The 24,822-nt window shown below is 64.7% G+C and carries 26 protein-coding genes; 3 read left to right on the top strand and 23 right to left on the bottom strand.

Annotation, left to right across the window (positions count from 1 at the left end; all coding sequences use genetic code 11):
- Window positions 1-33 precede the first annotated feature (33 nt).
- The 11 genes from ACP15I_RS20555 to ACP15I_RS20505 all read right to left on the bottom strand — a co-directional run bounded on the left by ACP15I_RS20555 (window position 34) and on the right by ACP15I_RS20505 (window position 11,253).
- Complete coding sequence (locus ACP15I_RS20555; RefSeq protein WP_424976478.1) at window positions 34-2,307, bottom strand: PAS-domain containing protein; 2,274 nt, start codon at window positions 2,305-2,307, stop codon at window positions 34-36.
- Complete coding sequence (locus ACP15I_RS20550; RefSeq protein ID WP_424968621.1) at window positions 2,304-3,461, bottom strand: FIST N-terminal domain-containing protein; 1,158 nt, start codon at window positions 3,459-3,461, stop codon at window positions 2,304-2,306. The genes ACP15I_RS20555 and ACP15I_RS20550 overlap by 4 nt, the downstream gene beginning before the upstream one ends.
- Window positions 3,462-3,473: 12 nt before the next feature.
- The gene (locus ACP15I_RS20545; protein ID WP_424976477.1) at window positions 3,474-4,193 is read right to left on the bottom strand and encodes a response regulator; all 720 of its coding nucleotides are present in this window, start codon (window positions 4,191-4,193) and stop codon (window positions 3,474-3,476) included.
- A gap of 122 nt (window positions 4,194-4,315) precedes the next feature.
- A complete protein-coding gene (locus ACP15I_RS20540; RefSeq protein WP_424976475.1) occupies window positions 4,316-5,515 on the bottom strand; it encodes a hypothetical protein in 1,200 nt (399 codons plus the stop codon).
- Window positions 5,512-6,186: a hypothetical protein gene (locus ACP15I_RS20535; RefSeq protein WP_424976474.1), complete on the bottom strand. Its 675-nt coding sequence runs from the start codon at window positions 6,184-6,186 to the stop codon at window positions 5,512-5,514. Before ACP15I_RS20535 ends, ACP15I_RS20540 begins: the two co-directional genes overlap by 4 nt.
- A complete protein-coding gene (locus tag ACP15I_RS20530) occupies window positions 6,183-7,082 on the bottom strand; it encodes a VWA domain-containing protein (RefSeq protein WP_424976473.1) in 900 nt (299 codons plus the stop codon). Before ACP15I_RS20530 ends, ACP15I_RS20535 begins: the two co-directional genes overlap by 4 nt.
- Window positions 7,079-8,041, bottom strand: a complete 963-nt coding sequence (locus tag ACP15I_RS20525; protein WP_424976471.1) for a VWA domain-containing protein — start codon at window positions 8,039-8,041, stop codon at window positions 7,079-7,081. The genes ACP15I_RS20530 and ACP15I_RS20525 overlap by 4 nt, the downstream gene beginning before the upstream one ends.
- On the bottom strand, window positions 8,034-8,405 hold the full coding sequence (locus tag ACP15I_RS20520) for a hypothetical protein (protein ID WP_424976470.1): 372 nt from the start codon (window positions 8,403-8,405) through the stop codon (window positions 8,034-8,036). Before ACP15I_RS20520 ends, ACP15I_RS20525 begins: the two co-directional genes overlap by 8 nt.
- Window positions 8,402-9,310 carry a DUF58 domain-containing protein gene (locus tag ACP15I_RS20515; protein WP_424976469.1) on the bottom strand — a complete coding sequence of 303 codons (909 nt, stop codon included), beginning with the start codon at window positions 9,308-9,310 and terminating at the stop codon, window positions 8,402-8,404. The genes ACP15I_RS20520 and ACP15I_RS20515 overlap by 4 nt, the downstream gene beginning before the upstream one ends.
- Entirely contained in the window at window positions 9,307-10,263 is a 957-nt protein-coding gene (locus ACP15I_RS20510) for an AAA family ATPase (RefSeq protein ID WP_424976468.1), read from the bottom strand. Before ACP15I_RS20510 ends, ACP15I_RS20515 begins: the two co-directional genes overlap by 4 nt.
- A gap of 105 nt (window positions 10,264-10,368) precedes the next feature.
- Complete coding sequence (locus tag ACP15I_RS20505) at window positions 10,369-11,253, bottom strand: hypothetical protein (RefSeq protein ID WP_424976467.1); 885 nt, start codon at window positions 11,251-11,253, stop codon at window positions 10,369-10,371.
- 609 nt (window positions 11,254-11,862) lie between these two features.
- Here ACP15I_RS20505 and ACP15I_RS20500 point away from each other — a divergent pair.
- Genes ACP15I_RS20500 through ACP15I_RS20490 form a run of 3 tightly spaced genes read left to right on the top strand, consistent with a single transcriptional unit; the run spans window position 11,863 to window position 15,069 of the window.
- Window positions 11,863-12,771 (top strand): helix-turn-helix domain-containing protein, encoded by a 909-nt coding sequence (locus tag ACP15I_RS20500; protein WP_424976466.1) that lies wholly within the window; start codon window positions 11,863-11,865, stop codon window positions 12,769-12,771.
- Window positions 12,772-12,793: 22 nt separating this feature from the next.
- On the top strand, window positions 12,794-14,125 hold the full coding sequence (locus ACP15I_RS20495; protein ID WP_424976465.1) for an AAA family ATPase: 1,332 nt from the start codon (window positions 12,794-12,796) through the stop codon (window positions 14,123-14,125).
- Entirely contained in the window at window positions 14,125-15,069 is a 945-nt protein-coding gene (locus ACP15I_RS20490; RefSeq protein ID WP_424976464.1) for a ParB N-terminal domain-containing protein, read from the top strand. The genes ACP15I_RS20495 and ACP15I_RS20490 overlap by 1 nt, the downstream gene beginning before the upstream one ends.
- A 1-nt stretch (window position 15,070) precedes the next feature.
- Here ACP15I_RS20490 and pqqE read toward each other — a convergent pair whose 3' ends face one another.
- The 12 genes from pqqE to ACP15I_RS20430 form a co-directional block, all read right to left on the bottom strand.
- Window positions 15,071-16,195 (bottom strand): pyrroloquinoline quinone biosynthesis protein PqqE, encoded by a 1,125-nt coding sequence (gene pqqE / locus ACP15I_RS20485; protein WP_424976463.1) that lies wholly within the window; start codon window positions 16,193-16,195, stop codon window positions 15,071-15,073.
- Window positions 16,192-16,467, bottom strand: coding sequence for a pyrroloquinoline quinone biosynthesis peptide chaperone PqqD (gene pqqD, locus ACP15I_RS20480; RefSeq protein ID WP_424968636.1), 276 nt, complete (start codon window positions 16,465-16,467; stop codon window positions 16,192-16,194). The genes pqqE and pqqD overlap by 4 nt, the downstream gene beginning before the upstream one ends.
- Entirely contained in the window at window positions 16,467-17,219 is a 753-nt protein-coding gene (gene pqqC, locus ACP15I_RS20475) for a pyrroloquinoline-quinone synthase PqqC (protein WP_424976462.1), read from the bottom strand. Before pqqC ends, pqqD begins: the two co-directional genes overlap by 1 nt.
- On the bottom strand, window positions 17,219-18,112 hold the full coding sequence (gene pqqB / locus ACP15I_RS20470) for a pyrroloquinoline quinone biosynthesis protein PqqB (RefSeq protein WP_424968638.1): 894 nt from the start codon (window positions 18,110-18,112) through the stop codon (window positions 17,219-17,221). The genes pqqC and pqqB overlap by 1 nt, the downstream gene beginning before the upstream one ends.
- A gap of 26 nt (window positions 18,113-18,138) precedes the next feature.
- On the bottom strand, window positions 18,139-18,237 hold the full coding sequence (pqqA, locus tag ACP15I_RS20465) for a pyrroloquinoline quinone precursor peptide PqqA (RefSeq protein WP_424968639.1): 99 nt from the start codon (window positions 18,235-18,237) through the stop codon (window positions 18,139-18,141).
- Window positions 18,238-18,341: 104 nt separating this feature from the next.
- Window positions 18,342-19,025, bottom strand: a complete 684-nt coding sequence (locus ACP15I_RS20460; protein WP_424968640.1) for a response regulator transcription factor — start codon at window positions 19,023-19,025, stop codon at window positions 18,342-18,344.
- Between the two features lie 53 nt (window positions 19,026-19,078).
- Window positions 19,079-20,680: an ATP-binding protein gene (locus ACP15I_RS20455; protein ID WP_424976461.1), complete on the bottom strand. Its 1,602-nt coding sequence runs from the start codon at window positions 20,678-20,680 to the stop codon at window positions 19,079-19,081.
- Window positions 20,681-20,734: 54 nt separating this feature from the next.
- On the bottom strand, window positions 20,735-20,995 hold the full coding sequence (locus ACP15I_RS20450; RefSeq protein WP_424968643.1) for a DUF6525 family protein: 261 nt from the start codon (window positions 20,993-20,995) through the stop codon (window positions 20,735-20,737).
- Window positions 20,996-20,997: 2 nt separating this feature from the next.
- Window positions 20,998-21,633, bottom strand: coding sequence for a DUF1826 domain-containing protein (locus tag ACP15I_RS20445; protein ID WP_424976460.1), 636 nt, complete (start codon window positions 21,631-21,633; stop codon window positions 20,998-21,000).
- Complete coding sequence (locus ACP15I_RS20440) at window positions 21,630-22,844, bottom strand: GTP-binding protein (RefSeq protein ID WP_424976459.1); 1,215 nt, start codon at window positions 22,842-22,844, stop codon at window positions 21,630-21,632. Before ACP15I_RS20440 ends, ACP15I_RS20445 begins: the two co-directional genes overlap by 4 nt.
- Before the next feature lie 3 nt (window positions 22,845-22,847).
- A complete protein-coding gene (locus tag ACP15I_RS20435; protein WP_424976458.1) occupies window positions 22,848-23,930 on the bottom strand; it encodes a CobW family GTP-binding protein in 1,083 nt (360 codons plus the stop codon).
- 136 nt (window positions 23,931-24,066) lie between these two features.
- Window positions 24,067-24,822 (bottom strand): zinc ABC transporter substrate-binding protein (locus ACP15I_RS20430; RefSeq protein ID WP_424976457.1); only part of this gene is annotated, 756 nt, incomplete at its 5' end.

The following is a 24,822-nucleotide window of genomic DNA, read 5'->3' as shown; positions in this document are numbered from 1 at the left end:
TGTCCTCCCCTTGAACCGACTGTGCGGGCGTCGCTATGCCCTGTCACCGCCGACCTTTGTCTGTAGTTGCGTCTCGACCTGTGCCCTCTGATGCGCGACGGCGGCAGCGTGGCGGCGGATCTTCCAATCGATCAGGGGCCGCAACCGGCTGAGCGCGGCGGGCTTTGTCATCACCGTCAGGTCATTCTCTAGCCCGAGACGCCGCACCAGTTCGCTGCGATCGGCGGTGATCATGATCGCGGGCACATCGCTGCCGGTGATCTCGCGGATGGCGGTGATCGCCATGATGCCCGTATCCGGACCGTCGAGCTGGTAATCGGCGAGGATGATATCCGGCGGAATGCCCATGTCGTTCACATGGGCCAGCGCCTCTTCGGTGGAGCGCGCCGCGAGCACGCTCGCCCCCCATTGCTCCAGCCACTGGATCGTGCCGTAGAGCACATCCTCGTCATTCTCGATCACCATCACGATGTGATCGATCGGGTGACCGCTCTCATCGGCCAGAGCACTCTGGGCCTCGCGCCGGATCGGCACCCCATCCGCCAAGGCGATGTTCATACGAAACACGGAGCCCCAGCCGGGTTTGGAGCGCACCGACAGCTCATGGCCCAGCAAGCGGCAGGCCCGGTCGACAATCGACAGGCCAAGCCCCACACCCGAGCCGAGCTGCACGTCATCGCCCCGGGTGAATTCCTCGAAAATCCGCGCCTGATCCTTCTCGGCGATGCCGACCCCCGTATCCCAGACCTCGACGACCACGTGATCGCCCCTGCGCCGCGCCCCCACTAGCACCCGCCCACCGGGCTCGGTATATTGGACAGCGTTCACCACAAGGTTCTGGATCGAGCGCATCAGGTAGACCGGATCCGAGCGCACAAAGAGCGAGCAGGGCACCACCGTCAGCCGCACGCCCTTGCGGGCCGCAAGCGGGGACTGGTCGTCGCGCACGCTTTCCATCAATGCGCCGAGATCCACCGCCATGACCGAGACTGCGTCCGGATCCGCGCTCTCGAGCCTCGAGATGTCGAGCAGCGAGTGCAACAGGTTCTCCGCCGAGGAGAAGGCCCCCTTCAGCCGCTTGACCATGGGCTGAAACCCGGTCTCGCGGGTGGCCTCCTGCAGGGTCGAGATCAGCAGCTTGGCCGCGTTGATCGGCTGCAACAGGTCGTGGCTCGCCGCGGCGAGAAACCGGGTCTTGGACGAGACCGCTGCCTCGGCCCGCTCCTTGGACAGGCGCAACTCTTCCTCGACCCGGGCCTTTTCCTCGTATTGCGCCGTGAGCTGTTCATTCGCCCGGGTCAGCTCGGCGGTGCGGGCCATCACCCGGTTCTCCAGCAGCTCCGTGGTCTGGGTCTCGAGCGTGACATCCTTGAGCTCGACCAGAAACCCGCCATCGGGCAGCACATTCGCATGGACGTCGAGCACCCGGTCCGATCCATGGTTCACCCGCCGCACCAGCGCGCCCTTGCGGCGCAGCTCGTCGCGCCATTCATCCACCCGCAGCCAGGCATCCTCGGAGATCAGCGACCGGGTGCGCAGGAAGTCGAGCAGGGTGCTCAGCGGTGTGCCCGGCTGCAACAGGGTCAGCGGCACGCCCAGGATCTCGCGGAAGCGGCCATTCTGCATGATCACCTCGCCCTCCGCCGAGAAGGAGCAGACCCCTGATCCCATATTCTGGAACACCGCGGCCAGGTAGTCGGCCTGCCGGTCGATCAGGTGTTCCTTCTCCATCCGGTTGCGGCGGACAAGGGCGGTGATCTCGGTCATCAGAACCACGGTATTCTCGACCGAGGTCTGCTGAATACTGAGCTGGTACCAGCGGTCATCGACCAGCTCGACCACCAACGCAGTGGTAGCGCCTGCCGATTGGCGCACCTTCAGGGTCTGGCGCAGGACCGACAGCTTGCGGTCTGTAGAGACCACGCGGGCGCTGATCTCGACCAGTTCCAGGTAATGGGACAGGGACAGGCCCGGGATGATCTTGTGCGAGATATCCGGCAGCAGCCCGCGAAACAGGTCGTTGCAGATATTGAGCCGCTCATCCGAAAAGAGCGCGACACCCTCCCCCATGGAAGACAGCGCCTCGACCAGCGTCTTGCGGGTGCGTTCGCGCTCGGAGCGGACGGTCTCGAGCTCCAAGGTCTGGGCGGCCACCTGCTGTTGCAGGTCGATGGCGGATTGGAAGGCCCGGTAGGCCGAGGGCCCGATTTCGCTCTGGCGGTTGGCGCGGCGCACGAGCGCGTCGATGATGCGGGCCTGTTTCTCGATCTGCACCTGCGGCGGATCATAGGGGTTGACCATGCTCATATGACATAGCCCCGCCCCGGCCCGAAAAAGGCGACCCCCACGAATGTCTGGTTCATATGAACGCCGCAATACTGCTCGCCATAGGTGTTGAACCCGAACACCCGGGAAGAACACAGGATATCCGAGACCGCGCGGGCCAGCTGTTTCTGCTCGATCTCGAGCTTGCGCAGCACGCAGTCGAACCCGAGAATGAAGTCGGGCTGTTCCCCGAGGCGGTCCTGTCGCCGCAACCCGGTCTCAAGCGTTTGCAGGATCTCCTGTCCCTTGCCGAGGGTCATGATCAACCCGTCATCGATGGCGGCCATGAAGGACAGCCCCCCATCATCATCCGCATCCGAGATCGCGCGCACATAGTGACGGTCTCGATACTCCACCAGCATCGGGTTCTCGGCAAAGATCGTGGGCGACAGGTCCTCGAGCTTGCAGCCGACCAGCCGGGCATATTCCTCGGCCGCCGGCGCGCCGTTGATCTCAAACACCTTGCGGGCCAGCGGATCCGCCCCGGTGATGACCAGAGGTGCCCCCGAGGGCAGGAAATGGTCAAAGCCCACGCCCTGAAATTCGAGATCGGTCTCCAGCATCAGCAGGACCGCCGAGTTGGTATGCGCCACGCCCTTGTGCAGAACGAAGGTCTGCTCGAACCGCAGGGAATCCCCCGCCGAGCCGCCAAAGATCGGCAGATCGCTCAGTACCGCCTCGAGGGTCGAGACCAGCACGTCCTCCTGCTGCGACACCCCGTCTGAGAAGATCAGGCCCAGCCGTTTCCAGCCTGCCGTATGCTGAAACTCCTGCGCATGGCGCTGCGCGGTCGTGGCCAGCGCCGTGGGCGCAATCGGATCCAGCGGCGCCAGCAGGACCGACGAACAGCGGAAATGCTTCTTGGGAAAGGCCAGCAGCAGAAGCGCCCGGGTCTCATAGCCCTGATCCGTGATCTGCCCCGCGGTCGAACATCCAAAGACAGGCACCCCGGCCAAGGCCTCGTCCAAGGCGCTGGCCACGTCGTCCTTCGGCATGTCACCGGGCACGAAGGCCAGCACGAAGCGGGTCTCTGCAAGGCTGATCCGCGCCGCAGCGTCCAGCGCCGCCTCGCGCGCCGAGGTCAGGTGCGAGACCGCCACCTGCACAATCGAGGGATCCATGAAATGATCGCGCATCCGCTCCCTTTCCTATCGGCGCAAGAAGGCGCGGGCTTCGGGTTCATCCCCGCGCTGCTCGGCCATGGCCTCTTCGACGACCACCACCGCCTCGGTGCGGTTGCGCGCGCCCAGCCGCCGCAAGAGCGCGGTGATATGCGCCTTCACAGTGGCCTCGGCGAGCGACAGCTCATAGGCGATTTCCTTGTTCGGCTTGCCTTTGCAAATCAGGCGCATGATGCGCTGTTGCTGCGGGGTGAGCTCGGCGAGCTTCGGGTGGTCGAACTCGGCGGCGAGACCTTCGGCCTCCTCGGTTTCGGCCTTGCGGAAATCCTTGGGCACATAGGTGCGTCCGGCGGCAATCTTGGCCAGTACCGAGCGGAGCTGCGAGGCGGAGGTGTCCTTGGGCAGAAACCCTGCGGCCCCCTCGCTCAGCAGAGACTGAACCAGCTCGACCGAGGCCAGGGACGAGATCACAAGGATGCGCGAGTTCGGCAGGCGATTGCGCAGGGTCTTGAACCCCGAAACACCGGTCACGTCCGGCAGCTTGAGGTCGAACATCACGAGGTCGGGATCAAATCCCTCTTCCGCAGTCTCCAGCGCCGCATTCAGGGTCTGCGCCTTGCGGATATCACAACCCGCGAACATCATCTCCAGCGCGGATTCGAGCGCATCGCTATAGAGCGGATGGTCATCCACGATAAGGATCGATGACACAGGTCGGGCTTCGATCGCCGAACGTAGCGTTTGCATGTTTTCCTCCCCCGGGACTCAACCCTACCTACAAATCAAATCATTTCAACGCTGCCGCGTCGCCAGACCGTGTCGGAACGGTCTGCCGAACGGGACTTCCCCCTGCAATGGACCGCGCGGCCTCATGGTTTTTCGGCCAGAAAAGACTGCGCGAAGGCTCTCAGATCCGGGGCTGTGGCGCGCGGGTCGAACACCGCCTGATCCAAGCCACGCAGCAGGGCAAGCCGGGCCTCGGACGGCCCGTCCCGATCCACGATCCGCCAGGCCATCCTACGACTTTGCGCGACCTCACCGGCGCGCGCGGCCCGGCGCATCCCCCGCGCAAGAGGGTCGAACAGGGCAAACCGGTGCAGGGCAGACAGCCCCTGAAACGCGCGCCCCAGAAGCGCCCAACCGGCCCCGCCCAGAAAGACCACCGCCGCCAGAAGGCCAACGGGCCATCCCGGCAGGCTGGCCTGTACCAGCGCTGCAGGCGCTTGTGAGGTCTCGGGCGCCTCCGGGGTCACGGTGCCGAAGGCCACCCGTTGCGCCGAAATCGTGACCGACCGATCCTCGCGGTTATCCGTGTCGAAATAGCGAAAGGTCAACGGCTCAACGATGGTCGAGGTGTCATTGCCGGGCCGGATCGTCCAGCGCCAGAACGCATAGGAGATCGGCCCATGGGGCGAGAGCTCGACAAAGCGTTTCTCCGGATGGGGAAAGATCATCGCCGAGGGCGAGGTCAGATCGGGCATCGGGGGGATCATCTCGGGCGTCACACCCAGCGCCTCGACCCGCACGATGCGCAAGACCCCCTCGCCCGGGGCGAGCTGATCCGGCGCGTTCGACCAATTGTCCGACACCTGCAGCGTCTTGACCGGGAACCACCAGTCCGCGCCCTGCGTCGCGGGCGCCGGGGCCACCTCGATCGTCACCGGCGCGGTCTCGATCCGATGCTCGAACCATTCATCCGCCTCATCCGTCAGGGTCAGCTTGTGGGTGAAGGCGCCGATTGTCAGACGGCCCGCCCGGTCCGGATAGACCGCCATGCGCCGGGTAAAGGTCTTGACCTTGGCACCGTTCAGACGCTCTTCCCGCCAGGTATCCGCACCAAGCTGCGTCCAGCTGAACCCTTCGAAATCCGGCTGCACGATTTCTTCGCGGGTGATGTGGCGCCGATAGATCCCCCGGAGCGTGATCAGCACCATCTCCCGTTCCATGGGCGTATAGTCGGTCTCTTCGAGCTCGACCCAGATTTCCAGTTCCTCGGGCAGGACCTGACTGGATTGTGCCGAGGCAAGCGCCGGTACGAGCAGGAGCAGACACAGGACCAGGGCCTTCATCGCGGATCCTCCGCCTTGGGGGGCGAGAGGCCGAGTTTCTGGCGCCGTTTGAATTCCGCCGAGATCCGCGCGGCGAGATACTCGCCCGGCACATCGCTGAGCTGCTCCAGCCAGCGTTCATCGGCAATCATGAACTTGTCGTCAAAGACCCGACGCACCCCGAGACGGCCCCGGCTGTCGAGCTCGGCCAGACCCAGCATGGTGTTGGAGTTCGTGACCTGGCTGCCCGTGCCCGCCGCGCGTGCATCGCCGCGCGCCACGAAGCTGTCCTCCTGCGGCCCCTCCTTGCGCTCGGGGAAAAGCCCCAGCGCCTCGGGGTCGATGCCCAGCCCCGCATAATAGGCCGCGACCACATCGAAGTTTGCCCGCGCATCCGGGTCGCCCCGCGCATCGGCCAGATCGAAGGCTTCCAGCGCGGCGGCATGCTGCCCGCGATGGGCCTCGGCATTACCCAGATTGTAGAAGGCACGCGCCTCGGCAAAGCGCCCGGCGGCGGCGTCATAGGCCCCCGCACGGTAGAGCGCGACCCCCTGCCATTCGGCATCCGCGAAGAACGGCGCGGCCAGACCCGGCATCCCCAGCGCCAGAAGGACCCGGCCATAGGGCGCGCCCCCACCAAGCAGAACCGCAAGCGCGAGGGCCAGGCCAGCGACAAGGGCCAGCGCCTTCATGCGGCCCTCTTTCGGAACAGCAACAGCAGCGGTATCAGCGCCAGCGCCAGCAGATACCGGCCCATGTCCTTCCAGAAAAGCAGCGGGTAATCCTGCGCCTCCAGCCGGGTGCGCGCATCCTCCTGAACCCAGTCCGAGAAGGCGTCGGTCTGCTCCAGCGTGAAAACAGCGCCCTGCCCCGCCGCCGCATGGGTGGCAAAGCCCGGGCGCGGCTCCAGTAGCGAGACCAGCGACAGCCGCGCGCCCTGTGCGGCGATCTCTCCGGCAGCCCGGAGAGAGGCGGGGCCAAGCCCGTCGCCATCGGTAAAGAGCACCACATCCCCCGCGATCACCTCTGCATCGGCCAGCAGTTGCGCGGCCAGGGCAAGGGCGCGTTCCGGGCGCGAACCGCCATCGGGCACCGTCTCGGCGCTCAGCAGTGACAGGGTCTGCCCGAGCTGCAGGTGATCGCCCGTCATGTCCGTCGCCACATAGGCATCCCCGCCATAGACGATCAGCCCCCCGGGCCGCGTGCCCAGAGCGGCCAGTCCGAACCGACCCATGGTCAGCATCTGTGGCCAGCGCGCATCCTCGGTGACGCTGGCCGAGGCATCGACCACGAAAAGCACCCCGTCGAGATTGCGGTAGGACAGGGTTTCACGCCGCTCGATAGCCGGTCCTGACAGCGCCAGCAGGATCACCGCCAGCGTGGTCAGAAGCGCCCAGAGGGGTGCGCGGCTGCTCTGGCTGTCGACGCGGCCCAAGGCGGTCATGGCCCTGAGCAGCGCGGGATCTACCGCCCGCTGCCAATCGCCCAGCCCGCCACGGCGGCGCAGCACCCACCAGCCGAACCCGGTCAGTGCGAAAAGCGCCAGTAGCCAGGAAGGCCGCAAGAGGGTCACGTCGAGCCCGGTCATGACAGCTCCCGCCAGCCGAACCAGACCCCGATCATCGCGGCCAGTGTCGCGGGCCAGACCCAGTATTCGCGATAGATCTCGGCGGCGAGCCCCTCGCTATCGGTCGCCTCGAGACGATCCAGCGCCTCGGTCACGGCCAGCAGGTCCTCTGTGGTGCGCACGCGGAAGCTTTCCCCGCCCGAGATCTGCGCAATGGCGCGCAAGGTGGCGGCGTCGACCACGCCGCGCTCTCCGACCTCGGCGGTGGTCAGGTCCTTGGGCCCCAGCGCAATCGTGTGCACCCGCACCCCGCGACGTGCGGCCAGTTCCGCGACACCGCGTGGATTGGTGGCCCCGGCATTGTTGATCCCGTCCGAAAGCAGGATGACCACCCGGCTTTCCGCGTCGCTGGTCGCAAGACGCTTGAGCGCGAGGCCGAGCCCATCCGAGATGTTCGTCGCCCGCCCCGAGATGCCGATGGTCGCTTCCTCGATCCGGCGTGCGACGGAGTCCGTGTCAAAGGTGAAGGGGGCCGCGAAATAGGCTTCGGACCCGAACACGACCAGGGCCACCCGGTCCCCGGCCCGGCGGCGGGCGAAATCCGCCCCCACAGTGGTCACGGCCTCCAGCCGCGTGACGGGCCGGTCGCCCAGATGGAAATCGTCCCGCACCATGGATCCGGACAGGTCCAGCACGATGGCCAGATCCCGCCCGGAGACCTTGAGCGCCGAAACCGGGGCCAGATCCCGCGGTCCGGAGATCGCCAAGAGCACCAGCGCCCAGATCAGCCAGAGGGCCATGCTGCGCCGGTTCACCAGCTGCGCCCCCCCCTTGGGCCGCCCCGCCGCAACCAAAGCATCGCCGATGCGCTCGGGCACGAGGATGGCGCTGCCGGTCACCTGCCCCGCCCGCGCCACGCGCAGCGCCAGAAGAGGCAGCGGCAGGAGCAAAAGGATCCAGGGGTCGGCGAGATCAAACAAGGCGCGCCACCTCGCTTTCGAGACTGGCGAGGGGCAGGCCACCGTCGGGCGCATAAAGCATGCCGCGCAGTTCGGCATAGCGGTCGGGCGCATGCTCGCGGATCAGGTGCAACAGGGCGACGCGGCGCGCGTCCTCAGGCAGGGTCTGGAGCGCCGCAATCCTCTCCTGCAGCGAGCTGGATGCGGGGCGGGGCCGCCGCACCGTCAGGGCCCGGAGGCCTGCCGCCAGTACCAGCGCCGCGAGGGCCGCCAGCCCCACCGCCACGCACAGCTCGGCCAGGGTGCCGCCGGGTGCGAGGGCTGGCAAGTGGATGTCCCGCAGGCTGGCCAGCATGGCCTCTTCGCTGAGGGCGCGATCGCTCATGCCGCGCGCTCCGCCGGGAAGGCCGCCGCGATACGCCGTGCGGTCGCCTCGATCTCGGCCCCGGCATCCAGCACGAGCGCGCTATGCCCGGCCACCGTCTGGACAGGTGCGGCGGTACTGTCTTGCGCCTCTGCCCCCCCGCCCAAAGCAACGCGCAGGCGTTGCCCATCTCGGGTCACGATCGGATAGACACCCCTTGGCAGGTCCTGCCCATCGCGGATCATGACAAGCCGGGGCACCCGGCGCCGCGCCAAGGCGTTCAGCCGATCCGCCAGTCCCGGGCCGGGCACATCAAAGCCCGACGCGATCACGATCTCGCTGCCCGAGGGGACGAGACGATCCGCCCGCGACAGGGCCGCATCCAGGGACGGGTCGCCCCCCTGCCCCGCCGCCATATCCGCAAGCGCGGCCTCATGGGCCCGCACAAGACCGCCGATCACATTGAGCATCCCGCGGACGCGCCCGGCGGGCGGCACCACGACCGGAGCCCCCTGCCCCAGTGCCATCATGCCCACGCGTCCACCGATTTCGATCACGTTCCAGCCGATCAGGACCAGCGCCTCCGCCGCCGCGACCGAGCGAAAGGCCCGGCGCACACCCCATAGCATGGCGGGTCGGAAATCAACCACCAGAAGGGTGACCCGATCACGCTCTTCCTGAAACTCGCGGATATGCAGACGCCCCGTGCGCGCGGTGGTGCCCCGGTCCAGATGACGGATGTCATCCCCGGCCACGTATTCGCGCATATCCGCCACTTCGAGCCCATGCCCCTTGCGCCGTGTCGCAAAGCCGCCGGGAAGCGCGGCAAGGACCGCCGGAGTCTCTGCCGACAAGACCCGTCGGCGCAGGGCGATCAAGGGGTCCGCCCGCAGCGCGATCCCGGGCGCAGAAAGCGCCTCGCTCACAGCGGCTCGACCGCGGCAAGGATGTCGCGCACCACATCCCGTGGCGTGCGCCCGTCGGCCACGGCGCGCCAGCTCAGAACCATGCGATGGGCCAGCGCGTCACCGGCCAGCTCGGACACGTCCTCGGGAATGGCATAGTCGCGCCCCTGCAGCAGCGCCCGCGCCCGTGCCGCTGCGGCCAGGGCGAGCGAGCCACGTGGGGACACCGCATGTTCCACATCCGCCGCCAGAGGCCCTTCGCGCGTGGCCATGACCAGACGGACGATATAGTCGCGCAGCTCCGGGGCCAGATGGATCGCCCGCACCTCGGCCCGGGCGGCGTTCAACGCCTCAAGCGACAGCGACTGCGCCGGGGCCGCGCCCGTCTGGGTTTCGGCCTCGACCAGATCGAGGATCTGCCGCTCGGTCTCAAGCCCCGGCAGGTCGAGCACGATATGCAGCAAGAACCGGTCAAGCTGCGCCTCGGGCAAGGGAAAGGTGCCATCATGCTCGATCGGGTTCTGGGTGGCGACCACCAGAAAGGGCTCGGGCAAGGGATGGGTCTCGACACCTGCGGTCACCTGATGCTCGGCCATCGCCTCCAGCAGGGCCGATTGCACCTTGGGCGGGGCGCGGTTGATCTCGTCCACCAGAACAAGGTTGTTGAACACCGGACCGCGCACGAACTCGAACAGGCCACCCTGGGGTTTGTAGACCGGGGTGCCGGTCACATCCGAAGGCATGAGGTCAGGCGTACACTGAATGCGGGCAAAACTGCCCTCCACGGCGTCCGACAGCCATTTGACCGCCCGGGTCTTGGCCAGCCCTGGCGCGCCTTCGATCAGAAGATGACCATCGGCCAGCAGAGCCACCAGCAAACGTTCGATCAGGCTCTCATGGCCCACAAGACCAGCTGCAAGTTGTGCGCTCAGCGCCGCAACACCCGCATCGCGGGGGGTCGGTCTTGTATCCATGTGTCCTCCTCATCGCCGTCTTTGCGGCGTACCCGCGAGGGTAGCCGAGGAGAGGGAGTCCGCAAACACCGCAGAAAGTCTTAACTGGTGAAGGGGAGCCGGGGCCTAGATCTCGGGGCGCTGGCAACCCGGGGCGATGATTGCAGCAAAGCGCGGGTCCTGCATGGTTTGCTGCGCCTCGATGAGCAGGCGGTCGTATTCCAGGTCGATATATTCGATGAATGCCGGATCGACAGTCTGATCCACGGGGGCCTGCGCCACCGCATGGAGCATGAACACATCAAATGCACAGAGCCCCGGCGGGTTCGAATTCAGCAGCGCCCGCATGAAAGCCCGGGATTCCCAGTTCAGCCGGTGCAGGTTTGTGGGCAGTTCCTGGAGCTTCGACTGAAACTCCGCCGCGCGGTCAAAGAGGATGATGTCCATGCCGAAGCTAAAGGACTGGAACAGCTCTTCTATCAGGATCGACTTGTAAAAAAGCGCCTCGAGGGCGCCGACCCGTTCCAAGGCCGGTTGCTTGACCATGATATGGGTGCCGAGCCCCCGCCGCCCGAAAAAGGTTTGCGCCATCGCAGGGGAGGACACCGCGTAGGCGCGCCGCTTGGGCAAGCCCAACTGATAGGTCTGGTTCAGCCAGCCAAGATCGTTCGACAGGTCACCATTGGGGGGATAGCCGGAATAGAGCCGCAAAACGACCGTCCTCCCCGCGCCGCATGCCGTGGCACTGCGACCCGCATACCGCATGGTCAGCGGCTTGCCGAAGACATGATGCGCGAGGTCGCGAAAGGCGTTGATAATCTCGAGCGAGGCGGGATGGGGCCTCTCCCCCACGAGACACAGGCTGGCGCCGGCCAGATCGCGGCCGTTGATATGGACCGGGATCGACATATCCCGACCCACCATGGTCGTGCGTAACTCGTAGTTCCAGCCACGCTTGGCCAGATCGACAAAGCTTGCACGGTCGGCATGGGCGACTGTGGCAAATGCCACAGCGCATAAAACAGTCAGGAGCAGGGATCGCATAGGGCGCCTCCAATGCCCCGAACCTAGGGGGCTACCCCGCCCGCGTCCAATTTTTCTGGAAGTTCTACGGGGCGCGAAGCCGCCGGATACCGGTCTCTGCCCAAGAGATTCGCAAAAAAAGGGGCATTTTCGCGATTCATGCGCAATCCTGGACTGGCGGGGTCAGTCGACCAGACCGCCAGCCTCAAGCGAAGGCCCTTGAAAACAAGGCATTTCGGCAGGCAATGCAGGGCACAGCCCTCAAAAACAAGAATATCTTGCCTTAGTCTTGTCTTTTGAGGATATACTGCTCCTAATACCAAGAGTACGCGGCGAAAGACCGTGCATTGGCAGGCACCCCGTCACGGGACAAATACAGGCCCCTGATATGCTTGCGTCACTTTAGTGTGTGTTCCGGTCTGCGGAGCATTTGTCACGCATAGAGGAGAAGACGACCCTTCAAATGACTGTGCCGAGCGGCGGCAACCACTCGGCACGGGCATGATCATAACCTAGCTGGCTATTCACATCTCATCTTCAAAATAGCCCGGCGAAACCCAACCCGCAAGCAAATTGCATTGCGGGAATGAGGAAAATATGTCCGAGCAGATCTCATTCAACCGCGACAAAGGCTTTGTCGCGCTGCCTGTGGGTGTCCTTGACATGGACCTGTCACCCGGGGCCTTTCGCACACTCGTCGAACTCTGCCGCATGGCAAATATGGAAGGCTATTGCTGGCCATCGCTCACTCAGCTCAGTGATCGTCTGGGCCGCTCGAAATCAGCCATCTCCGGCTATCTGAAAGAATTGCGCGGCTTGGGTCTTGTCGCCACCGAAGAGCAGCGCACGGCGAATGGGTACAACTATCGCCTCAAGTATCAGGTCACTTTCTGGGCGGACTGGCGCGCTTCCCTGAGCAGTTCGCGCTCTCAGAAAGCTGAACGCAGCATTCAACCTGTCGAACGCATTACAAAGGATAAAAATCAGAATCATAAAAACCAAACAACGGTGGATGAGTTTGATGATCTTTTGCGTGAATGGAGTCAGTGTTTTGGCAGGGCCCCCTACCCTCAGACCGAGCACGCACCTGACCCACAGCTTGTGAGCGAGACTTCGAAGGCGATCAAATTGGCCGAACCCAAGCCTATATCCGCGGATATAACGCTGGACCTAAAAGCTCTGTTTGAAGGTCTCGGAGTTCATGTCGACACCCCCGGATTGCATCTGGTTCAATCCCATCTCACCCGTCTCGATCTTTCGCCCGACGAGTTGCAGTCCGTTTTGTGCCGTATCGCAAAGAAATGGCCAGCCCATTGGCGGAAACTGCCCACGGAAGCTCAGCTGGAGAAACTGCTGAAGGACACTGGAATCCGGCCTCAAAGCAAGAAACGCGCGTTGCTCAAGAGCCATCTGAAACGGTGGAGAATAGCGGAAAGAAGCTTGCGTCACCCAGCGGCATCCTGTTCTGTGAGAGCAGCTACAACGCCAGATCAACTGGCTTCTTGACCCTATATCCGTGGATATAACGATGGCATACGGGCAGTTCGAACAGTTTATCCGCAATATGACCCGGGTCATGGGGGCGGTAAACACCAAGCTTCAAAGGGATTTGACCCTAAGAACTCGCGTTGCGCGGCGTTTCTCTCTGGTCGAGGTCTCGGCACTTTTGTCCGTGGACACAACCTATCTGTCCCGAATGTCGAACGAGGACCCGGCGTTTCCAGAGGGCGAGCGCCGCGGGCGAGAGCGGACCTTCTCCCCATCGGAGATCATGAAGATCCGGGCGATCATCGGATCCAATCCTGCGGCCAAGCGGGCGTATCTTCATTGGCGCCAGCCGGATCAGCCAGTCAAGGTTGTGACTTTTGGGGCTCAGAAGGGCGGGACCGGGAAATCCCTCAGCGCGGCTCATTTCGCGCAATATGTGAACCTCCATTACGGTCTTCGGGTGGGGATCATCGATGCGGATCCTCAGGCCACGGTGAGCCTGTATTTCGCCGATCAAAACCTGCCATTGTTCCAGCCTGACACGCCGACCCTGGCCGATTTCATGGGGGTCGAGGATCCGGCGGCCACGGATGTGGGCAAGCGCGAAGGCGCTGACCTTAACGCCATCTGGCAACCCACGCCCTGGCCCGGAATTCGGCTGATCCCAGGTGGGGCGAACATCCAGAACGGGGATATCAGCCTCTTTTTCATGTCGCAGCAGGCGAAGGTGCCGGTCTACCGGGTCCTGAAGGACGCCATCGACCTCTGGTCTGACGCCCATCCACCAGCCACGCGTCTGGACAGCTTGCGACAGCCCGATGGAAGCTTCGATACCTCTGCCTTCGAGGCGGCACTGGCCGAGACTGTGGATGTGATCGTCATCGATCAGCAGCCATCGCTCACGCTGATGCAGCTCAACGGATTGATCGCCGCAGATAGCGTGGTGATCCCACAAACGATGAAGGGCTTCGATCTTGCGACCCTTTCCACCTATGTGGCCAATATCGGGGAGTATCTCGAATTCATCATGGGCTATGAGGCGGATATCGAGATCGGCGCGGGGGAGCACATGGTCTTGCCCACGATCGTGCAGGAGCAGAACAACCAGGACACGGATCAGATCCTTGATCTCTATCGCAAGGCCCCGCGCGAGGTGATGCAGGTCTGGTACACGCGCTCGGACGCGATTGCCAATGCGTCCGAGGAGTACAAGAGCATCTACGAATACATGCCGCCCAAAACGCGCCGCGCGTCGGCCAAGGCCTTCCTGGCCAATGCCAATGCGGTGAATGACGGGCTGGTGCAACGGATCTGGCCGGAGTTTCCGCCACGCGACTATGCCAAATCCTTCATTGAGGAGCGATGGACCTGATGGCACGCAAACGCAAACTCAACGCCTCTCTCGCCGATCCGACGCAGGAGCCGGACAGCACGGAACCTCCCAAGAGCAATATGGGGGGTATGTGGGCTGGGTCTGCCATGAACATGCTCAAGCAGCGGATCGAGGACGCGCATGGCTCGTTGCAGCAGGGCATCCTTGCCGGGACCGTCGCGTTGGAGCTTGACCCGGGGCAGATCGAGGACGCGCTGGGAAGCGACCGCCTCACGCCGTGGCAAGAGGATGAGGATTTCGCTGCACTCATGGCCAACATCAAGCGGCGGGGCCAAACGCAACCCATCCGTGTGCGTCCGAAATCCACGAAATGGACTCCGGGTTCTGATAACCCACTGGATACAAAAGATAAGTTCCTCTTGCAGTCGGGGCGCCGGAGGCTGGAGGCCTGTCGCGCGCTGGGGCGCAAGGTTCGGGCGGTCGTCTCGACGGAGCAGGGCGACAAGGCGCTTGCCGATCTTGAGGAGCGGTTTCACGAGAACACCATGCGGCGCAATCTCAATGGGTTCGAGGAGCTGGTCTCGGTGGGTTTGCTGGCGCGGAGCCTTCAGGAGCTGACCCAGACCGAAATTGCTGAGCGTTTGGGGGTGGGGCAGGGGGATGTCTCGCTCGGGCTCGCATGCCTCGAGTACCGCGATGACATCCTGGCGCAGGTGGATATCACGACGACGCCGAAACGGCAGTACCGCGCCTTGCTGCCCAAATTGAAGCGGGGCGAGCCGGTGGGGCAGGAGACCACGTCGCGCGCGGCCGCATCCCGATCCTCCAAGTCCCGAGAGGTCGCCGGGGTGCTCTACGAGGCCCAGAAGCAGCGGGATGGGTATCTCGTACAGGTCAAGCGGGCCCAGATCCCGGAAGAGGATCTGGACCGCCTAATGGATGAGATCGCGCAGCTGGTTCAGAAATACGCCGGGCCCGAGTGATCTAGGTGGCGGGTTCCGTGTTCTTGCTGGGGAAGACACGGTAGACCAGCGGTGCATCTTCCTGCGCCGCATGATCGTCCGCCTGGTTCTGGAGCGCGCCGTGATGGGGTGACTTCACGCAGACCGGGTCCGTCGCATTCGGATCCCCGAGGATCGCCATGGCCTGACAGCGGCACCCACCGAAATCAATGGTCTTGCGCTCGCAGCTTGAACAGGGCTCGGACATCCACTCCGTCCCGCGATAGGCGTTAAAGGCCGCGCCCTCGTACCAGATCTCGGACAGACCCCGGTCAAGCACCGTGTCGAAGCTCAGATGCGGGATCGATTGCGCCGCGTGGCAGGGCAGCACGGTACCATCCGGCGTCACGTTGAGCCCGGACGTGCCCCAGCCCCCCATGCAGCGTTTGGGATAGTCCTCATGGTAGTCTGCCGGGACGTAATCGATAACCAGCGTACCCTTCAGCCGGGCCCGGGCCTCGGCCACGATCGCCGTCGCCTCCCGGGCCTGTTCGCGGGTTGGCATGAGCGCATCACGGTTCTTGAGCGCCCAGCCGTGGAACTGAACCGTGGCGACCTCGATCCTGCGGGCGCCCATCTCTTGCGCCATCTCCAGCGCGCGGGGGAGCTGGTGTAGATTGCGCCGGTGGAGCACTGCGTTCAGGGTCAGGGGAAAGCCGATGGCGCCGATCCACTCGGCCACCTGCATCTTGCGGGCAAAGCCGCCTTTGTAGCCGCCAATCTCATCGGCCATTTCCGGGTTCGTGCCCTGCAGCGACAGCTGGACATGATCCAGCCCTGCGGCATCAAGCTCGGCCAGCCGGCGTTCGGTCAGCCCGATCCCGGAGGTGATCAGGTTGGTGTAAAGCCCTGCGTCGCGGGCCGCCCTCACAAGCTCGACAATATCGCGCCGCGACACGGGCTCGCCGCCCGACAGGTGAAGCTGCAGCACGCCCAGCTCTGCGGCCTCGCGAAAGACCCGGGCCCAAGTGTCCGTATCCAGCTCGGACTCCTTGCGCGCCATCTCGATCGGGTTGGAGCAGTAGGGACAGGAGAGCGGACAGCGATAGGTTAGCTCGGCCAGCATGGCGATGGGGGGCGGGGGCGCGTTGGGGGTCTGTGCCGTCATGCCTCGACATCCAGGAAACGGCGGTTGCGCAGGGCCATGAGGAACCCGGCACTATCCGCCGCGATCTGGTCCTGCGGGGCGTTATACGCCTCGGACAGGGCCTTGGTGATCTCGCCAAAGCTGCGGGCGCCGTCGATCTCGGACAGGATGGCATGGCCCACCTGATCGAGGGTGACCGCACGCTCGGGCGCCAGCAGCACCCAGGTGTCGCGCACCTTGTCGAAATGCAGCCGCACACCGCGGGGCAGGGCGGGGATGTCGGTGGCCTCCATCAGGAGGCCCGCTTGTGCTGGGCAAGGCCCTGATCGGGCTGCCACGCGCCGGGGGGGATCCGTCCCGGCTCCACATAGGCTGCACTCAGCGCATCGAGCTGGGCCCACAGGACGTCGGTCTTGAAGATCAGGGCATTCGCCGCCGCGTCCTGCTTTTCCTGCGTGTCCGCGTGATCGAGGACCCAGGACAGGCCAAACGCCACATCCTTGGGGGCCTCTTTCAGGCGGTTGCGGAAATAGCTGAGCGAGCTGTCATCGGCGAAGGCGTAGTTCTTCAGCAGGCCCTGAATGCGGTTGGCATGGATCTTGGGGGCGAAGAGCTCGGTCAGGGAGGCGGCCACGGCCTCCAGAAGGGTCTTTTCCCGCACGAAGCGTACATAGGCGTCCACGGCAAACTTCGTGGCCGGCAGCACACCCTCGCGGGAGGCGACATAGTCGGGGTCCAGTCCCACCGCCTCGGCCAGACGCAGCCAGCGGCGGATGCCCCCCTCATTCTCGGCGGTGCCGTCATGGTCCTCGATCCGCGAGCGCCAAGCCCGGCGCAAATCCGGGGTCTCGACCCGGGACATGAAGGCGGCGTCCTTCATGGGGATCGAATGCTGATAGTAATAGCGGTTGATTACCCAGGCGCGCACCTGATCAGGCGTGCAGGACCCGCCATGGAGCCGGTCGTGGAACGGGTGCAGGTCGTGGTAGCGCTCGGCACCGATCTGGCGCAGGCGGGCTTCGAATTGATCACGGGTTTGGGCCATCAGGACACCTCCATACCGTCTTGGCCGATGATCCAGCCTGCGGCCTCGGCTTGCGCCTTTTCGACCGAACTGGGGCGGAGCACCGGGTTCGTGTTGTTCATGTGGACAAAGATCTTCTGGCGGATCGACAGGCCCGCAAAGGCTGCGAGAGAGCCGTCAGGGCCGCTCATGGACATATGCCCCATGCGCTTGCCTGTCTTGTGGCTGAGCCCGGCCTGGACCATCTCGTCATCGGCCCAGAGTGTGCCGTCGAAGAATAGCGTGTCCGCCCCTTCGAGGCGGTCCCGCAGGTCGTCATTCAGGAGCGCGCAGCCGGGTATGTAGAAGGCTGTCTTTTCCGCCGTTTCGAGGCGGACACCCACGGTCTGGTCGCCGATCAGCTCGGTCTCGACCGTTTCGCCCTCGAGATAGAGCGGCACCTTGCCGGGGACGGGGAAGAGGGTCGCCGTCAGGCCCGGCGTCAGCTCGAAAGGCGTGTCCAGCGCAATGGTCTCGCGCGGCACCACATCGGCATTCACCGCGTTGAAGATCGGGTTTTCGGCCAGTACCTCGTGGATGCCCGCCGTTGCAAAGAGCCGAAAGGGCTGCATTTCGCGCAAGGTCAGCAGGCCGGCCACATGGTCGATATCGCCATTGGTGACCAGCACGCTGTGCAGAGGCAGTTCGCGCAGGTCGGTCGGGTGCAGGGCAGGGGTATCGGCGAGCTGGCCGCGAATGTCCGGCGATGCGTTGAGCACGGCCCAAGACACGCCGTCGGCGGTCACAGCGAGCGAAGACTGGGTTTGCGGGGGGATGGTGCCGGATCGAGCGAGATTGCAGTTGTCACAACCACAATTCCATTGAGGGAGCCCACCTCCGGCAGCGGCCCCTAGAATCTGCGCGCGGAATGCCATTCACGCCATCCCGCGCTGCAAGTGTCTTAGAACAGAACTTCGCGCTCTTCGTCGAAGTCCGGGCCGTACATGTTGATTTCCATACCGCACTCGATTTCGCGGATGATGGGCTTGGTCCATGCCATGAGTATTTCCTCCCTCGGGGATCATTGCGTGTCCTCCCACGGTGGCAGAGTGACGCGGCGCAAGCGACTCTTATATTCTAAGAACTTCATAGCGTATGCCTCTCTCAGCTGTCGGACATGTCCGGCATATGCCCGGACAGGCAGAAGCCGCGGTTGCGCACGGTCTTGATTTCAAACCCGAAATCCGCGGTCTCAAGCTTGCGGCGCAAATAGCCGACATAGACATCCACCACGTTCTCGTTATTGGCGCCTTCGGCGGCCCAGAGGGTGTCATAGAGCTTGCTGCGGGGCTGCGGATCCTCGCCCGAAAGGGTCAGCAGGGCCAAAAGGTCGAACTCCCGCTCGGTCAGGGTCACGCTGTCCGAGCCGCTTGTGAGGCTGCGGGTCGCCGCGATCAGCCGCGCCGGGGCCGGGCGTTGCGCGGCGGCGCGGCGCTCCTGCACGCGGAGGCGGGCGACAAGCTCATCGAAGTGAAAGGGCTTGATGACATAGTCATCGGCGCCGGCCTCGAGCCCGGTGGCCCGGTCTTCCACATCCGAGAGGGCCGAGAGCATCAGGATCGGCAGGGTCACGCCCTGGGCCCTGGCGGATCGGACAAGCTCGACCCCGGAATCCGACCCCAGCATCACGTCCACGATGGCGCCGGCATAGCTGCCCTGTTCAAGGCGGCGCAGGGCGCGGTCCGCCCGGTTCTCGGCCTCGGTCTCATAATCATAAAGGGCCAGCCCCCGGATGAGGGCCGAGGTGATCTCGGGGTCATCTTCGACAATGAGGAGTCGTGGCTTCATGGGCTCACTGTGAAAGTTGCTATCGCAGGTGACAACCGCGACCTTCTGACGTGCTAGGCGGCCTGCGCGGGTGGCAGCAGAACGGTGACCCTGAGACCCGGGTTTGACCCGAGCGCTTCGGGGCGGGGCAGGGGGCTTAGCAGCTGGATCTCGCCTCCCTGGGCTTCGATCACCCAGCGGCTGAGCGCGAGCCCCACGCCAAAACCCTGAGCGCTGGAGGCACCGGGCCCCTGGGAAAACCGCTCGAACACATGCTCCTGCAGGGGCTCGGGAATGCCGGGGCCGTTATCAGTCAAAGCGATGCCGGTTCTTCCCTCCGCCGTCACGGGGCCGAGATGCAGTTGCGCGCCGCTCCGGGCATGGCGGATTGCGTTGCGCACCAGTCCCACCAGCACCTGACGCAGCCAGTTGGGATCCGCGCTCACCAACGTGTCGGGACAGGGCGCGAGATCGAGCGTCATGCCCGCATTGTCCAGTTCGGCCCGAACCTCGCGGGTGACCGCGTCCACCAGCGCATCGAGCGCCACGGGGGTGCATTCGATCGCCAGCTGGCCGGTTTCCGAACGTGCGAGGCGGAGCAGGTCGTCGATCTTGCGGTTCAGCCGCTCGGCCCGGGTCTCGATCGTGGCAAAGGCCTCGGCCGCTTCGGGCAACGCCTGCTTGCCGATCTGAGCCTCCATCAGGATGACCGTCAGGGGCGTCCGCAGCTCGTGGCTGACATCTGCGAAAAAATGGCGGCGGTTCTCGTCGGTTTTCTCAAGCCGGGCATTGGCTTCTTCGAGTTCCCGGGTGCGGGTGGCGATGGTCTCGTTGAGTTGGGCCCATTCCGCCTCGACCTCGGCCTGACGCGCAGAGAGGGCGGCTGCCATGCGGTTGGTCTGCTGGGAAAGCTGACCGATCTCATCCAGTCGGCTGACAGGGAGCACGCCGGAAAAATCGCCCCGGCCGATCTGGTCCGCCGCGCCGCGCACCGCATCGAGCCGGTAGAATTGCGGTCGGATCAGGCCGAAATAGAAGGCCGCGACGCTCAGCCCCGCGGCAAGCGCAATGGCGAGGGCCATCCAGGCCAGTTGGGCGCGCAGGGCGTCGATGCCGGACAAGATTTCGCTGCGAAAGAGCCGCTCCGTATTGATCGCCTGCCCCAGCAACGGGTCGAAACTGGCCGCGAAACTGTCGATATAGCCGCGCAACCGCGCGGTATCCTGCGTGTTTGCCGACAGACCCCGGACCGTCTGATCCAGCGTCGCTTCCATGCGCGCCACGCCGAGCGACTGCGTGCCATAGCGGGACTGCTCGTCGATGCCGAGGGCGCGGGCGGCAAGCACGGCGTCCTCTACATCTGTGTGGAGCAGGGCAAAGGTGTCTTGCAACTGCCCAACCACCGGCGAGATCCGGTCGGCCCGGACGTCCGAGGGCAGACCGGCCTGCACGGCTTCGCTCGCCACAACGAGGAAGGTCGCCGCTTGGGTGGAGGCCGTCGCATAACGCGCCATGCGCTTTTCCGAGGCAAGCGCCGTGTCGAGCCGTTCGGCAACATCGGTCAGACCGAGATAGAGGATCCCCGCGGTCAGGATCGTCGCCGCCCCGAGAAGAGCCGCCCCCAGCGAAAGGCGCAGCTTCAACGAGATTGCGGGGCGGGCGGAACCGGCTGTCATCCCGGTAGTGTTCGGGAAATTCTCTGGCGAGTGCAAGCGTCGCGGGGTCGTGGTCTAGCGCGCGAGGCTCTCCAACGGGTTGTCCCTGGCCAGTTTCGAATGCTGCATCCGGTCCAGTTCCGCCAGCGCCCTGTCGGGATCCCCGGTCCGTGCAAGCGCGCGGTCATAGGCCCGCTGTACCGAGCGCGGGCGCCAGGGCAGGGCTGCATTGGCCAGCCAGGTCCGCAGGTCGGGCGGCAGCCTGTCAAAGGCGCGCATCGGGTCTTCGGTGCGTTTGCGGGTGCGCAGGCGGGTTTCTCCGAGATTGCGGCGCATGCTCAGGCATCCTCGACATCGAAGATCGGGTCCAGCACCAGCACGAGGCGCGTCTCGCCCGTGCCCGCGATAGGCGGCGAGCGGTGCAGAAAGGTCGTGCTGGTCTTGGCTGGCCAGAGCGAGCCGCGCATCACGATCGGGGCGCAGGCGGGCAGGGTTTCGACCGGGTCCGGATCGCCCCCGTCCGGCGAGAGCCCATATTGGGTGCCGGTACCGCGATAGCTACAGACCAGCCGGGCAAAGATCGCATCCATATGAAACTTCGCGCAGGCATTTGTGGTCACCACATCGAGCCGCAGGCGCAGATAGGGCGCGCGCATCACCGTCGCGAACCGGTTCGCGAGCTCGGCGATATCCGCCTCGAGCCAGACGCGTTCGGGACCTGTGGGCAGGCCATGGGTGTCGCCCAGCCGGGTGAGCGCGTCGGGCACGGCCTCGGGGCGCAGAACAAGCCTGGCTGAAGGCAAGGCATCGGGAGCGAGCCCGTCGATCCAGTCCTGAAAGCCGGGTGCCGGGGCACGCTGCCAGATCGCGGCGGCGCAGCCCGGGTCGCGGATCGCGTAGAGCCCGTTCATGGTGTCGGTTGTGACGACCGCGGCTCCGGCATCGTGGCGCGGGGGTGTGTGGGCGATGTTCATGCCGCATCCTCCACGCGCCGCCAGCCGGGGAAGGGGTCCGACAGGTCTAGCGGCAGCTGGGCAGGGGCAGCGGCCAAGGTTTCCGGCACAAGGCAGGTGTCCAGCCGCGCCTTCAGCTCCGGCCAATCGATTCCGGCGCCAATGAAGACCAACTCCTGACGTCGGTCCCCCCAAGGCTCGTCCCAGTTATGCTCGATATAGGCCCGCACCGCGTCATTGTCGGGCCAGCGTTCCCGCGGTGCCGAGGCCCACCATGTCCCGATCGGGGCCACCGAGGAAAGCGCCCCGGCCAGCGAAAACTCCGCCACCCAGTTCGGGCGGGTCGCGATCCAGAAATGCCCCTTGGCGCGGATCACTCCAGGCAGGTCCCCGTTCAGAAAGTCGTGGATACGCTGGGGATCAAAGGGCCGGCGGGCGCGATAGACATAGCTCGCCACCCCGTATTCCTCGGTCTCTGGTACGTGATCGGCAAAGCCATAGAGCTCTTTCGCCCACATCGGATGGGCATGGGCCTTGTCGAAATCAAACTTGCCGGTGTTCAGGATCTTGTGTGCAGGGACCACGGAATGGTCCGTCTCGAGGATCTCGGCATCGGCGTTCAGGCTGCGAATGATCTTGCGCGCGGCATCCGTGCGTTCGGGGCCCGCATCTTCGACCTTGTTCAGGACAATCACATCCGCAAACTCGATCTGATCGGTCAGCAGATGCACGAGGGTCCGTTCGTCCTCTTCCCCCGTGACTTCGCCCCGATCATGGAGGAAATCATGGCTTGAAAAGTCCTGCAGCAGGTTCACCGCATCCACCACGGTGACCATCGTGTCGACCCGAGACACATCCGACAGGCTCGCCCCGGCCTCATCCCGGAAGTCGAAAGTCGCGGCCACGGGCAGAGGTTCCGATATCCCGGTGGATTCGATTAGTAGGTAGTCAAACCGCGCTTCCCCGGCAAGGCGGCGCACTTCCGCCAGCAGGTCGTCCCGCAGGGTGCAGCAGATGCAGCCATTGGACATCTCGACTAGCGTCTCATCCGTGCGGCTGAGCTCGGTCTCAGCGCGCACCAGATCCGCGTCGATATTCACCTCGGACATGTCATTGACGATCACCGCCACCCGGAGCCCGTCGCGATTGTTGAGCACCCGGTTGAGCAGCGTGGTTTTGCCGGCACCGAGAAATCCTGAGAGGACGGTGACAGGCAGGCGTGGGTCGGTCACGGCCTAGGTCTCCTGGGGTTGGGGCTGAGTGGCGCGGAGCATGTCGAGGCTGCGCATGAGTTCCGGGCGGGTCATGTCCCGCGCGATCACGACGATGCGGGACCGTCGATCGCTGCCGCGCCAGGAGCGCAGGGGCACCGGGCGTTCGAACACCTGTTGCACGCCGTGGAACACGAAGGGGATGTCGAGCCCTTCGAGGAAGACGATGCCCTTGACCCGCAACAGGTCATTGCCCCGCAGGGCGGTCAGGGTGTTGAGCCACAGATCGAAGGCCGCATCGGTCAGCGGGTGTTCCAGCACCACCGAAACACTGCCGATCCGCTGATCATGGAGCGGTGCGGGCTCGGCCATGGGCGTGCTTGACGACAGGCCGGAGAGGTTGGCGAAAGGGTCCGCCGGTTGCGGAGTGGTCCAGGCCAGCGCGTGATCGACCGCGATATCCTCGCGGACGCTGGTCAGGTTCCAGAGCGTGTTTGGCGGCAGCTCCCCGAGGACCGGGTGCAGGATGGGGGCGGTCTCGTTCAGCGCGCGCAGACGCTCGGTCAGCGCCTTGTTCTTCGGCTCGGATGCGAGGTCCGTCTTGCTGATCAGGATCAGATCGGCCAGAGCGACCTGCGAGACGGCTTCGAATTGCGCATCGAGCGTGGTCGCGCCATTGACCGCATCCACCAGCGTGACAACCCCGTCGACCCGGGTGTGCCGCGACAGGGTCGTGTCCATCATCATGATCTTCAGGATCGGACCCGGATTGGCCATGCCGGTGGTTTCGATGACGATGCGCTCGAATTGCAGGGCTCCGGCCTCGCGCCGGTCCAGCAGGCGGGCGATGGTTTCCGGCAGCTCGCCGCGCACCGAGCAGCACAGACACCCGGATTGCATCAGGACAACCTCGTCCTCGACCGACTGGATCAGGTCATGGTCGAGTCCCGCCTCGCCAAACTCGTTGACGATCACTGCGACCTTGCCGTCCGAGGCGTCTTCGAGGACCCGGTTCAGCAGCGTCGTTTTCCCGGCGCCGAGAAACCCGGTGAGCAGGGTCACGGGAACGCGCGGGTCAGTGGGGGCGGGGGGAGGGGTGTCGGTCATCGAGGCGCTCTGAGCAGATGTAATAACATTTCAGTTCATGGGCAGAGATTGTCCGTGAAACTCTGGATGTGCCCCGGCGGGCGTTCCGCCGGGGGCAATCATTGGCGGCCCTGCAAATGCGGGCCGCCTCAAAGGGTCAGAAGCAACCGGCCAGCGCGGTGGCCATGTTGCGGATCATTTGCGGATAGAGATCGGCTCCGGGCTCCAGATCCGCGCCAAGCGGATCGATCACCGCGGTGTTGGCCGAGCTTCCGTCGAGCACGGTGGTCACAAGACCCGGATTGAACTGAGGTTCGGCCAGCACGCATTGAATGCCTTCATCCTGCACACGGCCCTGCACCTCGGCGATGCGCGCGGGGCTCGGGTCCGCTGCATCCCCGAGCGAGATCGCCCCGGAGGCGGGGAAGTCGAAGTCCATTTCGAAATACTGATACGCATCGTGGAAGGAGATGAAACGACCGCCCTTCACGGGCTCCAGGATGGCGGTCACCTCGGTGATGAGCGCATCCATTTCCGCACGGGCCTCGGCGGCATTTGCGAAGTAGGTGCCTGCATTCTCGGGGTCCGCGGCCGAAAGCTTGGCTGCGATCACGTTCAGCCAGGTTGCGGCATTGGTCGGCGAGAGCCACGCATGGGGGTCATGGTCACCGTGGTCATGGCCTTCATGGCCATGTGCGTCGTGGTCGTGGCCGGCATGCTCCTCATGATCGTGTTTGTCGTGATCGTGCTCAGCATGGTCTTCGTGATCATGGGCATCGTGATCATGCTCTGCGTGCTCTTCATGATCGTGTTCATCATGGTCATGCTCGGCATGCTCCTCGTCCGCATGCTTGTCATGATCGTGCTCATCATGGGCGTGTTCGTCGTGGTCGTGGTCGTGGTCGTGGTCGTG

This window comes from Dinoroseobacter sp. S124A, assembly GCF_049801015.1.
GTDB lineage: Bacteria > Pseudomonadota > Alphaproteobacteria > Rhodobacterales > Rhodobacteraceae > Dinoroseobacter.
Note: the sequence above shows the minus strand (reverse complement) of the source record. Positions and strands in the feature narration are given on the sequence as shown.

What these genes read in the sequence shown, in the direction of transcription:
- ACP15I_RS20555 (WP_424976478.1), bottom strand. Translation starts at nt 2,307, where the DNA reads ATGAGCATGGTCAACCCCTATGATCCGCCGCAGGTGCAGATCGAGAAA.
- ACP15I_RS20550 (WP_424968621.1), bottom strand. Translation starts at nt 3,461, where the DNA reads ATGCGCGATCATTTCATGGATCCCTCGATTGTGCAGGTGGCGGTCTCG.
- ACP15I_RS20545 (WP_424976477.1), bottom strand. Translation starts at nt 4,193, where the DNA reads ATGCAAACGCTACGTTCGGCGATCGAAGCCCGACCTGTGTCATCGATC.
- ACP15I_RS20540 (WP_424976475.1), bottom strand. Translation starts at nt 5,515, where the DNA reads ATGAAGGCCCTGGTCCTGTGTCTGCTCCTGCTCGTACCGGCGCTTGCC.
- ACP15I_RS20535 (WP_424976474.1), bottom strand. Translation starts at nt 6,186, where the DNA reads ATGAAGGCGCTGGCCCTTGTCGCTGGCCTGGCCCTCGCGCTTGCGGTT.
- ACP15I_RS20530 (WP_424976473.1), bottom strand. Translation starts at nt 7,082, where the DNA reads ATGACCGGGCTCGACGTGACCCTCTTGCGGCCTTCCTGGCTACTGGCG.
- ACP15I_RS20520 (WP_424976470.1), bottom strand. Translation starts at nt 8,405, where the DNA reads ATGAGCGATCGCGCCCTCAGCGAAGAGGCCATGCTGGCCAGCCTGCGG.
- ACP15I_RS20510 (WP_424976468.1), bottom strand. Translation starts at nt 10,263, where the DNA reads ATGGATACAAGACCGACCCCCCGCGATGCGGGTGTTGCGGCGCTGAGC.
- ACP15I_RS20500 (WP_424976466.1), top strand. Translation starts at nt 11,863, where the DNA reads ATGTCCGAGCAGATCTCATTCAACCGCGACAAAGGCTTTGTCGCGCTG.
- ACP15I_RS20495 (WP_424976465.1), top strand. Translation starts at nt 12,794, where the DNA reads ATGGCATACGGGCAGTTCGAACAGTTTATCCGCAATATGACCCGGGTC.
- ACP15I_RS20490 (WP_424976464.1), top strand. Translation starts at nt 14,125, where the DNA reads ATGGCACGCAAACGCAAACTCAACGCCTCTCTCGCCGATCCGACGCAG.
- pqqE (WP_424976463.1), bottom strand. Translation starts at nt 16,195, where the DNA reads ATGACGGCACAGACCCCCAACGCGCCCCCGCCCCCCATCGCCATGCTG.
- pqqD (WP_424968636.1), bottom strand. Translation starts at nt 16,467, where the DNA reads ATGGAGGCCACCGACATCCCCGCCCTGCCCCGCGGTGTGCGGCTGCAT.
- pqqC (WP_424976462.1), bottom strand. Translation starts at nt 17,219, where the DNA reads ATGGCCCAAACCCGTGATCAATTCGAAGCCCGCCTGCGCCAGATCGGT.
- pqqB (WP_424968638.1), bottom strand. Translation starts at nt 18,112, where the DNA reads ATGGCATTCCGCGCGCAGATTCTAGGGGCCGCTGCCGGAGGTGGGCTC.
- pqqA (WP_424968639.1), bottom strand. Translation starts at nt 18,237, where the DNA reads ATGGCATGGACCAAGCCCATCATCCGCGAAATCGAGTGCGGTATGGAA.
- ACP15I_RS20460 (WP_424968640.1), bottom strand. Translation starts at nt 19,025, where the DNA reads ATGAAGCCACGACTCCTCATTGTCGAAGATGACCCCGAGATCACCTCG.
- ACP15I_RS20455 (WP_424976461.1), bottom strand. Translation starts at nt 20,680, where the DNA reads ATGACAGCCGGTTCCGCCCGCCCCGCAATCTCGTTGAAGCTGCGCCTT.
- ACP15I_RS20450 (WP_424968643.1), bottom strand. Translation starts at nt 20,995, where the DNA reads ATGCGCCGCAATCTCGGAGAAACCCGCCTGCGCACCCGCAAACGCACC.
- ACP15I_RS20445 (WP_424976460.1), bottom strand. Translation starts at nt 21,633, where the DNA reads ATGAACATCGCCCACACACCCCCGCGCCACGATGCCGGAGCCGCGGTC.
- ACP15I_RS20435 (WP_424976458.1), bottom strand. Translation starts at nt 23,930, where the DNA reads ATGACCGACACCCCTCCCCCCGCCCCCACTGACCCGCGCGTTCCCGTG.